Origin of the sequence: Vibrio syngnathi (assembly GCF_002119525.1) — a bacterium.
Classification (GTDB): Bacteria; Pseudomonadota; Gammaproteobacteria; order Enterobacterales; family Vibrionaceae; genus Vibrio; species Vibrio syngnathi.
Genome location: NZ_CP017916.1, coordinates 2,111,562 through 2,123,116 on the forward strand (window position 1 = coordinate 2,111,562; position 11,555 = coordinate 2,123,116).

General features: G+C 43.9%; 12 protein-coding genes. 5 read left to right on the forward strand and 7 right to left on the reverse strand.

Going from position 1 to position 11,555, the window contains the following annotated elements:
- The first annotated feature begins 235 nt into the window (after positions 1-235).
- A complete protein-coding gene (locus K08M4_RS09635; protein ID WP_012604381.1) occupies positions 236-646 on the forward strand; it encodes an H-NS family histone-like protein in 411 nt (136 codons plus the stop codon).
- A gap of 167 nt (positions 647-813) precedes the next feature.
- Here the strand turns inward: K08M4_RS09635 and K08M4_RS09640 are convergent, their stop codons facing one another.
- Both K08M4_RS09640 and K08M4_RS09645 read right to left on the reverse strand, forming a co-directional pair.
- Positions 814-2,118, reverse strand: a complete 1,305-nt coding sequence (locus K08M4_RS09640; protein WP_009848810.1) for an inosine/guanosine kinase — start codon at positions 2,116-2,118, stop codon at positions 814-816.
- Between the two features lie 102 nt (positions 2,119-2,220).
- Positions 2,221-2,490, reverse strand: a complete 270-nt coding sequence (locus K08M4_RS09645; RefSeq protein ID WP_004734567.1) for a hypothetical protein — start codon at positions 2,488-2,490, stop codon at positions 2,221-2,223.
- A 203-nt stretch (positions 2,491-2,693) separates the two neighbouring features.
- Between K08M4_RS09645 and mnmA the strand changes: the two genes are divergently transcribed.
- The 3 genes from mnmA (at position 2,694) to purB (ending at position 6,010) form a co-directional block, all read left to right on the forward strand.
- Positions 2,694-3,830 carry a tRNA 2-thiouridine(34) synthase MnmA gene (gene mnmA, locus K08M4_RS09650; RefSeq protein WP_086049707.1) on the forward strand — a complete coding sequence of 379 codons (1,137 nt, stop codon included), beginning with the start codon at positions 2,694-2,696 and terminating at the stop codon, positions 3,828-3,830.
- A 48-nt stretch (positions 3,831-3,878) separates the two neighbouring features.
- Positions 3,879-4,496 carry a high frequency lysogenization protein HflD gene (gene hflD, locus K08M4_RS09655; RefSeq protein WP_009848813.1) on the forward strand — a complete coding sequence of 206 codons (618 nt, stop codon included), beginning with the start codon at positions 3,879-3,881 and terminating at the stop codon, positions 4,494-4,496.
- A gap of 143 nt (positions 4,497-4,639) precedes the next feature.
- Positions 4,640-6,010 (forward strand): adenylosuccinate lyase, encoded by a 1,371-nt coding sequence (gene purB / locus K08M4_RS09660; RefSeq protein ID WP_017109928.1) that lies wholly within the window; start codon positions 4,640-4,642, stop codon positions 6,008-6,010.
- Between the two features lie 336 nt (positions 6,011-6,346).
- Here purB and htpX read toward each other — a convergent pair whose 3' ends face one another.
- A complete protein-coding gene (htpX, locus tag K08M4_RS09665) occupies positions 6,347-7,210 on the reverse strand; it encodes a protease HtpX (protein WP_086049708.1) in 864 nt (287 codons plus the stop codon).
- Positions 7,211-7,487: 277 nt separating this feature from the next.
- Between htpX and K08M4_RS22110 the strand changes: the two genes are divergently transcribed.
- Positions 7,488-7,655 carry a hypothetical protein gene (locus K08M4_RS22110; protein WP_086049709.1) on the forward strand — a complete coding sequence of 56 codons (168 nt, stop codon included), beginning with the start codon at positions 7,488-7,490 and terminating at the stop codon, positions 7,653-7,655.
- A gap of 114 nt (positions 7,656-7,769) precedes the next feature.
- Here the strand turns inward: K08M4_RS22110 and bioD are convergent, their stop codons facing one another.
- Genes bioD through bioB form a run of 4 tightly spaced genes read right to left on the reverse strand, consistent with a single transcriptional unit; the run spans position 7,770 to position 11,504 of the window.
- Positions 7,770-8,453, reverse strand: a complete 684-nt coding sequence (bioD, locus tag K08M4_RS09675; protein ID WP_086049710.1) for a dethiobiotin synthase — start codon at positions 8,451-8,453, stop codon at positions 7,770-7,772.
- Positions 8,450-9,253, reverse strand: a complete 804-nt coding sequence (bioC, locus tag K08M4_RS09680) for a malonyl-ACP O-methyltransferase BioC (protein WP_086049712.1) — start codon at positions 9,251-9,253, stop codon at positions 8,450-8,452. The genes bioD and bioC overlap by 4 nt, the downstream gene beginning before the upstream one ends.
- Positions 9,254-10,465: an 8-amino-7-oxononanoate synthase gene (bioF, locus tag K08M4_RS09685; RefSeq protein ID WP_086049713.1), complete on the reverse strand. Its 1,212-nt coding sequence runs from the start codon at positions 10,463-10,465 to the stop codon at positions 9,254-9,256.
- Positions 10,452-11,504, reverse strand: a complete 1,053-nt coding sequence (gene bioB / locus K08M4_RS09690; RefSeq protein ID WP_009848820.1) for a biotin synthase BioB — start codon at positions 11,502-11,504, stop codon at positions 10,452-10,454. The genes bioF and bioB overlap by 14 nt, the downstream gene beginning before the upstream one ends.
- Positions 11,505-11,555: the final 51 nt, after the last annotated feature.

The following is an 11,555-nucleotide window of genomic DNA, read 5'->3' on the forward strand; positions in this document are numbered from 1 at the left end:
AGAAGAATAGTCAACTTTTACGGATTACTCCACTTAACACATATCAGATATCACCTGTTTTTTTTAAGATATTCTTAATAGTTATTATAAGTTCATTAGAAGTCTATCTTTTCATCTTAAAACACTCGTCTCATTTTCTTATTTAAATAACTAATAGAAGAAATACTATTTGTTTTATTCTTAGGCTCTGTTTATTATTAGGAGGATTATTTAGTTTACCTTGATGGGAAATATCATGTCTGAATTAACAAAAACTCTATTAAATATCCGTAGCCTTCGTGCGTTCTCACGTGAATTAACTCTTGAGCAACTTGAAGAAGCGCTAGACAAGCTGACTATTGTTGTACAAGAACGTCAAGAGTCTGAAGCTGAAGAACGCGCAGCAAAAGCAGAGCAAGAAGCTAAGCTTTCTGCTATCGCAGAACAAATTGCAAAAGACGGAATCGATGTTGCCGATCTTATTGCTGCACTTTCTGGTGAAGCAAAATCTAAAACAACAAAATCTAAACGTGCTCCTCGCCCTGCGAAATACAAATACGTAGACGCGAATGGCGACGAAAAAACTTGGACAGGTCAAGGCCGTACGCCTTCAGCTATCCAAGAACAACTAGATGCTGGTAAATCTCTAGAAGAGTTTGCTCTTTAAGGCATCGAGTTTGCTAAGTGAATAATCAATAACCCACTAAGCAATAGAATTAATATTTAAGTCGACTAAAGTATTATTTACGGCTTCAATATATTCAGAAACAAAAAAGGCTCCTTTCGGAGCCTTTTTTATATTTCTAATAGTGAAATATAAATCAAAAAAATGCCTTATCTTTCCCAGTACGCTTCTTCTAGACTATCTTCTCTTTCAGGAAGGCCTCGAGATAATCGTGGCGAGTGCTGAACTAATACTTCATAACTTGCGCGGTTTGAATATTTACAAACTTGTGAGAAAGAAGAATACGTCAAGAATGAATGCTGATGCTTACTTGAGTTAGGCACATTTTCTTTATGGTACTTATTAGCGGCCATATCATGTAATAGAGCAGACAACGCAGCATCACCGGCACCATTAGTATTCTTAATCTTTTCTGGGCCGCCCATGTAAGGTGCGATATGCGAATAGATTTTCGTTGGATTTTCACATAAATCTTTATGTGCGGGACGACTAAACTCATAACGGTTAAATTCAGCAATCGAGCCTGGTAACAACGGTAATGATGTTTCACGCTTCACTGCATCTTCTGTGTAACCCGCCATAAACAAGCCCACAGGGCCTGCTGTACATAGAACTAAGTCTACCCAATCTAGTGCTTTGTCTGAAGCAGCTAGAGGATCGCTTTCACCAGTTAATGCTTCAGCTTCGTCTTCGTTCATTGCAACAACGGTTACATGTTGTTCAAGGAAATCTTTCCAAAACTCTGGATCATCTTGAATAACGAATTTAGTACCAAGCGTTAAAACAACAGGTACATCGTATTTCTTCGCGTACTCAATAGCTTTCATTGTTGCTTCAGGCATAGGGTCACCTGGTTTACAACGAACTAAATACGCCGTTAATACTAAAGCAGAAGCACTTTTGAAAATTTTCTCAGGAATGCTTTCTGGTTTTAATTGGTTCATTTGTCCTTCGCTAATTGCGAAAGTACGTTCACCATCTTCTGTAATTAATGCAAAGCAGCGACCAATTGCGCCATCTACCCCTTGTAAATGGTTCAGATCCATTCTGCTTGATGTATTACATAAATAGCGGTAACCGTAGCTACCAATTTTAATATCTTGGCTCATTACACCCAATAGTGTTGAACGGTCATCCGCCAATACTGAGTAGTTGTGTAATGTATTACCAATTGTGCCACCTGCGTATTCATTAGTGATCAGGCACTGTTCTTTTAATTCTTGATACAAAGATTCAGCAGCTTCATCACCAATAACCAAAGAGTGTCCCTTACTTAAGCCATATTTTTCGATTAGCTCAGAACTCACCTTTGCTTCAATATCCACCAAAGTTTGGTCAATACCGATAATATGGGTACGTGACATTCTTTTGCTCGTTTGAGCTTGGCTTACTAAAGGGTCACGAGCGTGAACCGGAAAATAGTGCTTTGATTTACGTTGTCCAGGGAATTTCATAGGGCTAGTCTAAGTCAAGGGGAAATAGGTGGCGGATTCTACCGCGCTATATTTAACGCGGCAATCTTTCAAACTATAGCAAACGTTTGCTACGTTATTTTTTTATTCGCCTTCCATAAAGCTTAGATCAGGCAGCATGCCTAAATGCTCGGCGTAACGTTTTTGATTAAACTCTGCACCGTTTTTCATTACATCAAATACTTCAATAGCCAGTGCACATGCCATAGCCGCAATCGCCTCTTCACGAGGAGTACCTGTCATCATTAAACGCATCAACGTCTCTTTCACTTTCACGGGTTGGCCGTCTTCAAGTTGGTTTTCGATAATCTCGATCAACTGCTCTTCTTGCATAAACTCATTTTGTTCAGACATTTTTCATCTCAGGTCTTGGGTTTTGAGCGACTATGCCACATATAGATCTGACATCCTAGCGAGTCTCCTCGCGTTCATGCGATTCTCTAACGAAGTCAGCGCACTATTTGTGCAAATGAAACTGTGATTCCAGTCTCGGATCTGTCACGGCGTTTCTCTTTCTGTTAGAATCTGCGACCAAGTAATAGTAACGGTGTTTAGACATGTCAGATATCAGCTCTGGAAACAGCGAAAAGAAAGTAATTGTCGGTATGTCCGGCGGTGTAGATTCGTCAGTATCGGCGTATCTTCTTCAGCAACAAGGCTATCAGGTAGAAGGCCTTTTCATGAAAAACTGGGAAGAAGACGATAACGAAGAATACTGCACGGCTGCTGAAGATCTTGCTGATGCTCAAGCGGTATGTGACAAACTAGGTATCCACCTTCACACTATCAACTTTGCTGCAGAATACTGGGACAATGTATTTGAATACTTCCTTGCTGAATATAAAGCAGGTCGTACTCCGAACCCAGATATTCTTTGTAACAAAGAAATCAAATTCAAAGCATTCTTAGAGTTTGCGGATGAAGTCCTAGACGCAGACTACATTGCGATGGGTCACTACGTTCGTCGTACTTTCCCAACTCAAGAAGAGCTTGATGCTGGCGTAAAACCAGAAATGCTACGTGGCCTAGACGGCAATAAAGACCAAAGCTATTTCCTTTATACGCTAAGCTCAGATCAAGTGGCACGCAGCCTATTCCCTGTGGGTGAATTAGAGAAGCCAGAAGTGCGACGCATTGCTGAAGAGCAAGACTTGATCACTGCGAAGAAAAAAGATTCAACAGGTATCTGCTTCATTGGTGAGCGTAAGTTCACTGAGTTCCTAGGCAAATACCTACCCGCTCAACCGGGTAACATCGAGACACCAGAAGGCCAAGTGATTGGTCAACACCAAGGTTTGATGTACCACACGCTAGGTCAGCGTAAAGGTCTACATATCGGCGGCACTAAAGGTGGCGGCGGTAATGAAGAACCATGGTTTGTTGGTGAAAAAGATCTTAAGCGTAATGTCCTGATAGCGGTACAAGGTAAAGACCACCCTCTTCTAAAATCAGAAGGTTTGATCGCTTCTCAGCTTCATTGGGTAAATCGCACACCAATTACTGAAGTTATGACGTGCACGGTAAAAACACGTTACCGTCAGACCGATATTCCTTGTACAATCATCCCAATTGATGATGAAAACATTAAGGTTATTTTTGACGAACCACAAATTGCAGTGACCCCAGGTCAATCAGCAGTGTTCTACCTAGACAACGTATGTCTTGGTGGTGGTATCATTGAAAAGCGCATCTAACCAATAAAACGAACCACAAACAATAGAAGACAATTTAGGAGTTACTACGTGGCTAATACACTTTATGACCGTACTATTGCTTTCGCTGGAATTTGCCAAGCTGTGGCTTTGGTTCAACAAGTAGCGAAAGACGGCCATTGTGATAAAGATGCCTTCGAAGCTTCACTCAGTGCCATTTTAAATACCAACCCAGCGAACACCGTGGGCGTATTTGGGCGTGAAGCGAACCTAAAGCTTGGCCTTGAGTGCTTAGTAAAAGGTATCGATAGTACTCCAGCTGGTAGCGATATTACTCGTTACATTATCAGCTTGATGGCACTTGAGCGTAAGCTATCTTCTCGTAACGACTCGATGTCTCAGCTTGGCGATCGCATTCAAACTGCAGAACGTCAAACTGAACACTTTGATCTGTTTGACGAGCAAATGATCAGCAACCTAGCGAGCATCTACCTTGATGTGGTGAGCCCTATCGGCCCGCGTATTCAGGTTTCTGGTACGCCAGCTGTACTTCAACAGACGTCGAGCCAACATAAGGTCCGCGCACTCCTTCTATCTGGAATTCGAAGCGCTGTGTTATGGCGTCAAGTTGGCGGTAAACGTCGCCACCTTATCTTCGGTCGCAAGAAGATGATCGAGCAGGCTCAAATCCTGCTAGCTCGCATGTAATTTATTAGCTCGCGCCTGGTCGCGAGCTTGTTTTTTGTATCAACACAACTCTCACGCAAACGATTGCGCAATATGCGTGACAATTGAGATTGTTACTGGTATAAACCTCTCAAAATTTAGAAAACTCAATTCAGGAGAACACCATGGAACTGTCAGCATTGACTGCTGTTTCACCAGTAGACGGCCGTTACGGAAGCAAGACTGTTGCATTACGCAGCATCTTTAGTGAGTTTGGCCTACTAAAGTACCGCTCTATCGTTGAAGTTCGTTGGTTACAAAAGCTTGCAGCTACAGATGCAATCAAAGAAGTACCAGCGTTCAGTGCAGAAGCTAACCAGTTTCTTGATGAACTAGCAGCTAACTTCAGTGAAGAAGATGCTCTACGTATCAAAGAAATCGAGCGCACGACTAACCACGACGTTAAAGCGGTTGAGTACTTCTTGAAAGAGAAAGTTGCTGGCGTTCCTGAACTTCACGCTGTAAACGAATTTATTCACTTTGCATGTACTTCTGAAGACATCAACAACACCTCTCACGCGCTTATGCTTAAAGAAGCTCGTGATACCGTGATTCTTCCAGAAATCCGTAACGTAATTGATGCTATCAAAGCACTTGCGAACGAGTACCGTGATATTCCATTACTGTCTCGCACACACGGTCAGCCAGCTTCTCCTTCTACAATGGGTAAAGAGATGGCTAACGTTGCGTACCGTATGGAACGTCAATACAAGCAAATCGAAAACGTTGAGATCCTAGCGAAAATCAACGGTGCTGTAGGTAACTACAACGCACACCTTTCTGCATACCCAGAAGTTGAATGGCACCAGTTCAGCGAAGAGTTCATCACTGAATCTCTTGGCGTAACTTGGAACCCGTACACAACTCAAATCGAACCTCACGATTACATCGCTGAGCTATTCGATGCTATTGCTCGTTTCAACACAATCCTTCTAGACTTCGACCGTGACGTTTGGGGCTACATCGCTCTTGGTCACTTCAAGCAGAAGACTATTGCTGGCGAAATCGGTTCTTCTACAATGCCGCACAAAGTTAACCCAATTGACTTCGAAAACTCTGAAGGCAACCTTGGTCTAGCGAACGCAGTATTTAGCCACCTAGCACAAAAACTTCCAGTTTCTCGCTGGCAGCGTGACCTTACTGACTCTACGGTTCTTCGTAACCTAGGTGTTGGTGTTGGCTACGCTATCATTGCATACACTTCGACTCTGAAAGGTATTAGCAAGCTAGAAGTTAACCGCGCTGCGCTACTTGCTGAGCTAGACAAAAACTGGGAAGTATTGGCTGAACCAGTACAAACAGTAATGCGTCGTTACGGCATCGAGAAGCCATACGAGAAGCTGAAAGAGCTAACTCGTGGTAAACGTGTAGATGGCGAAGGCATGCGTGCATTTATCGATGGTCTTGAGATCCCTGAAGACGAAAAAGTTCGTTTAAAAGAGATGACTCCAGCGAACTACATCGGTCAAGCAATCGAGCTAACTGACAAGCTGTAAAATTCGAATCACAGAATAGACTAAGGCTTCCCATGTGGAAGCCTTTTTGTTGAGCGGAACCAAGTGTGTTGGCTCAAGAGCCGTCAGTAAAAGACACAAAGCCATCCCGCCTAATTGCCCTGCTCATATAAGTCCGTGCGATATCAACCAATAGACATCGTAACGCTTCATCACCAACAACCCTCTATCACCAGACACATATCTCTTGGACACATATCCCCCGGACACATAACTCCCAGAGACTTACTCTCTTGAATGCCAAGATCAAAAAAGGCCTCCCGAAGAAAGCCTTTAGAATACATATTGCCGCTTAACGAAAGTAGCTTGTATTAGAAATTACATGTTACGTAAAGACGCAATACGCTTATCTAGCGGTGGGTGGCTCATTAAAAGCTCTGTAAGAGACTTCTTACCATTGATACCAAATGCCATCATAGAGCCTTCTAGTTGTGGCTCATGGCTCACCTTTAGGCGCTCTAGCGCTGCAATCATCTTCTCTTTGCCTACTAGATTCGCTGCACCTGCATCGGCATGGAATTCACGATGACGGCTGTACCACATCGTAATGAAGCTTGCTAAGAAACCAAATACCAATTCCAACACCATAGACACACCGAAGTACACCATCATGTTGCTGCCACCCTCTTCTTCGTTGTCATTCGACGCAACAATGTTGGCGATGAAACGAGATAGGAAAATAACGAACGTGTTCACAACACCCTGCATTAGCGTCATGGTCACCATGTCACCGTTCGCGATGTGGCTCACTTCATGCGCTAGTACCGCTTCAGCTTCATCACGCGTCATGTTGTGCAACAAACCCGTAGAGACTGCGACTAATGAATCATTACGCTTAGCGCCCGTCGCGAATGCGTTGATGTCTGGCGAGTCGTAGATCGCCACTGTTGGCATACCAATACCAACTTGTTGAGATTGACGGCTTACCGTCTCCATCAACCAATGTTCTGTTTCATTTCGTGGACTTTCAATGACCATGCCGCCTACCGAACGTAGCGCCATTTTCTTTGACATCATCAACGAAATGAATGAGCCGCCAAAACCAAAGACTGCAGCCATCACCAATAAGCCTGATAGGCTACCAGGTTGCATACCTGTAACTGCGTATACAATATTAAGAACAACACTTAGTACCATTACAACCGCTAGGTTGGTTGCAAGGAACAACATTACTCGCTTCATTACTTATCTCCGCATGAAAGCTGTTTTTATAAAACTTATTATTATAGACAAGGCAGACAGCAATTTATTCCAACCTTGAAGACTTATCCTTACTTATACATATAGTCTTAGATTAAGAAAACAAGGTTAAGCATTAAATTGCAACATTTGATTACGAGACCCTATTCGGCTTACCCCTAGTCTATTAGACCTAAGTCGTATGGTGTCGGCATAACAATCCGTTTAGAGTGGCTTCAGATGATTTATTGGCTAGTCCATGAACAAAAAGGGAAGAATCATGGTTGAAGGTACTAACACTCAAATGGCTATCGATTTACTGTGCTGTCACCTAGGGATTACTGAAGAAGAAGCAAAAAAGCAGATTGGGGTCCTAACTCCACAAGCGGCGCAGGCAAAAATCACAGAAACACAGCAAGCACTAATGGGACTTACCAAAGAACATTAATCCCGAGTTTGCTGATATAAAAGACCAGCTGTTTATAAGCTAATGGTCAAAGGCTTAACAAAGCAAAAGGGCTGCAATCGCAGCCCTTTTCTTGTTTAACGTATAACTCGAAGTTTAAAGATCAAGCAATGGCTGTACATTAATGTACTTACCAATGTTCTTAGACTTTGCTCTTGGCACATACGGGATTTCACCTAACTTCGGTGCACCTAGCTTGTCTTCAAGCATCGCTATAATTTCGGCGTAATGTTCAGTACCTGGGTTAATGCGGTTTGCAACCCAACCCACTAGGTTCAGTCCATCAGCACGAATCACTTCTGCGGTTAGTAGTGCATGACTCAAACAGCCAAGCTTAATACCAACCGTCAATACCACAGGCAGCTGCTCTTTTTTGACCCAGCTAGACAAATATTCTTCATCAGAAACCGGTACACGCCAACCACCAGCACCTTCAACTAACACGATGTCAGAGTTTTGCTTATGCTCTGCCAGCTTAGCTGATAATACGGTTTCATCAATCACGACACCATCATGCTTTGCTGCAATGTGTGGTGATGAAGGCAGCAACAACGCATATGGATTAACGTCTTCGTAAGCAATGTCTTGCGTTGCCGCTTCTTGAAGATGCAACGCATCACTATTACGTAACCCTTCAGGGAGTTGTTCACACCCTGCTGCAACTGGCTTGTAGCCAATTGTTGATAACTCTTGTGCGGCTAAAGCTTGAAGAATCGCTTTTGAAACCACAGTTTTTCCCACTTCGGTATCCGTACCTGCAATGAATAATGCATCAATCATAATTGAATAACCCCTAAACAAACTTGATATGTTGCTGGTAAGAAACCTTGATGGTTTTTAAACTCTCGATATTCCCGCTCAACAAGCTGCAACATTCGGCGACTTGTTAAACCTTGTGAGCGACCACTTACGTGATTAGCGCCGATACCTTTAAGGTCGCGCATCAGTTCAAACGCAGTGTCGTACCAAACGGTGATGGTGGGCAAGTCTAGTTGATGAGCAGTACAGCTAGATTGCGCTAACGCAATTTTTACCTGATTGATTGTAATAAAATGGTTAACGTGTTGATGTGTGTCAATTTTTGACCATGACTTTTTCAGTTCAAACAGTGACCCATCAAGCAAAGTTGAGAAAACAACACGCCCTCCAAGCGAGGTGACACGCCTCATCTCCCTCAGAGGCGACGATAAATCGTCACACCATTGCAACGCAAGACTAGAGAAAACAATATCAAAAGCCCCATCTTCGAATGGCAATAGCTCGGCATCAGCTTGTCGATATAAAGAGACCATTGCGCCACAGCGCTGTTCGGCTTTTTGCAACATTCCAACAGAAAGGTCTGCGCATACCACTTCAGCGCCTCGTTCCACCAATTGCTGTGAGAAATAACCAGTACCACAACCTAAATCGAGCACCTTTAATCCAGAGAGGTCATTCGGTAACTTATCCAGCAGTCGGTGACCAACATCGCGCTGGAATTCAGCGTGTCTGTCATAGGTTGTTGCTGCTTTGCCGAAGGCTTCGGCAATCGCACTCTTGTCTTGGCCTGCGTAATTATCCACTACTGCTTCTTGTGACATTTACTGAGCCTCTTTCTTTAATTCAAAGCTTGATTCTATGCTTGGTTTGCTTACAGACTCGTTGCTTCGCTCTATTGCTTGAAGCAACGAGTCTGTTAACTGAAGAACCTGCTTCTGACTGTGGTTGGCCGTTAAGGTAATTCGCAGACGAGCAGTCCCAATAGGTACCGTTGGTGGCCTTATTGCCGTTACCCAAACTAGGTTGCGCTTTAACTCTTCAGCAATAGATAGTGCAGCTTGGGCTTCGCCGATTAAAAATGGTTTGATCGGCGTCTGAGTATCAATAAAACCTTTCACACCATTCATCTGCTCGGCATAGAGAGCGCCTAACTCCGTGAGTTTCTCACGACGCCACTCTTGCGTTTGAATCATCTGACACGCATGAGACAAAGCCACCGCTTGTGAAGGTGGCATTGCCGTCGAGTAGACATGATGACGGGCGAACTGAGTTAAGTAATCACCCACTTCTGACGAACAAAGAATCGCAGCACCAGAAAGGCCAAATGCTTTGCCAAAGGTCACCACCAAAATATCAGGTGAGACTTGTGCCGCACTGCAACTCCCAGCCCCTTTATCACCTAATACACCGATACCGTGGGCATCATCAACCACCAACCAACTGTCGTATTGGTTAGTCAAGTTAAATACCTGGCTGAGAGGCGCTTGATCGCCATCCATGCTGAACACACCTTCAGTCACAACCAAGGATTGTGGAGAGCGGCTTAGTAAAGACTCTAGGTGCTGCGTATCGTTGTGCTTAAAGCGTTTCATGGTTGCAGGTGAAAGCATCCCCGCTTCCATCAAAGAGGCGTGGTTGAGCTTATCTTGCAATAGAGAGTCGTCTTTCTCGAGCAGAGAAAACAACAAAGCTTGATTGGCACTGAAACCAGAACTAAAGAGAATGGCACGTTCAAAGCCAAGCCATTCGCACAGCTGAGCCTCTAAATTTCGATGAGCAGGACTAAAACCAGTGACCAATGGCGATGCCGCACTGCCAGCGCCATACTGAGAAAGTCCAGTTTGCCACGCATTCACCAGATCAGGATCGTTTGCCAAGCCTAAATAGTCATTACTCGAAAAATTAATGAAGCTAGAACCTTCGCTCATAAGCAAAGGACCATTACTATTTTCTAACACCTTAAGTTGACGAGTTAGCCCTTGCTCACAGCGATGAGCAAGGGCACTTTTGATGCGAGATTTAAACAGTGGCATCGTAGAACATGTCATCTTTCGTTGGACGAGCGGCAACGCGCTCCACCACTTGATCTAACAGTTCGTTTTCTTGAATTTCATCCGGCTTCTGAGCCACTTGTTGGCTGTTGATACCTAACTTCTTAAACAGCTGCATATCAGTGTCTTCATCTGGGTTTGGTGTAGTCAGTAGCTTACAGCCGTAGAAGATAGAGTTCGCGCCAGCCATGAAACACATCGCCTGCATCTGCTCATTCATATTCTCACGGCCTGCAGATAGACGAACCGCAGACATTGGCATCATGATGCGAGCAATCGCAATCAGTTTGACGAAGTCGAAAGACTCAACATCATCGACGTTTTCCATCGGTGTGCCTTTCACTTTTACGAGCATGTTGATTGGAACACTTTCAGGGTGTACAGGAAGATTAGCCAGTTCAACAAGCAGACCAGCACGGTCATTGGTGCTTTCACCCATACCAATAATGCCGCCAGAACAGATTTTCATACCAGCATCACGTACGTGAGATAGGGTATCTAAGCGATCTTGGTAAGTACGAGTAGTAATGATACTGCCGTAAAACTCAGGGGACGTATCAAGGTTGTGATTGTAGTAATCCAAACCCGCATCCGCTAGCTCACCTGCTTGATCAGGCGTTAACATGCCTAGTGTCATACATGTTTCTAGACCCATGCCTTTCACACCTTTGATCATGTCAGTCAGGTGAGGCATATCGCGCTCTTTCGGGTTTTTCCATGCCGCCCCCATACAGAAACGAGTTGAACCCGCGTTCTTGGCTTTTTGTGCAGCATCCAAAACACGCTCTACTTCCATCAAGCGCTCTTTGTCGACATCCGTTCGGTAGTGAGCACTTTGAGGGCAGTACTTACAATCTTCAGGACAAGCACCTGTCTTAATCGATAACAGCGTACTCACCTGCACGTGGTTGTGCTCTTGGTACTGTCTATGAACCACTTGAGCTTCAAACATTAAATCCATAAACGGTTTTTCAAGCAGTGCTCTTACTTCAGCAACTGTCCAGTCATGACGAACTTCCACGTGTCGATCCTTTTTTATTATTTGATGTTACATCTCTATCAATAGAGATTG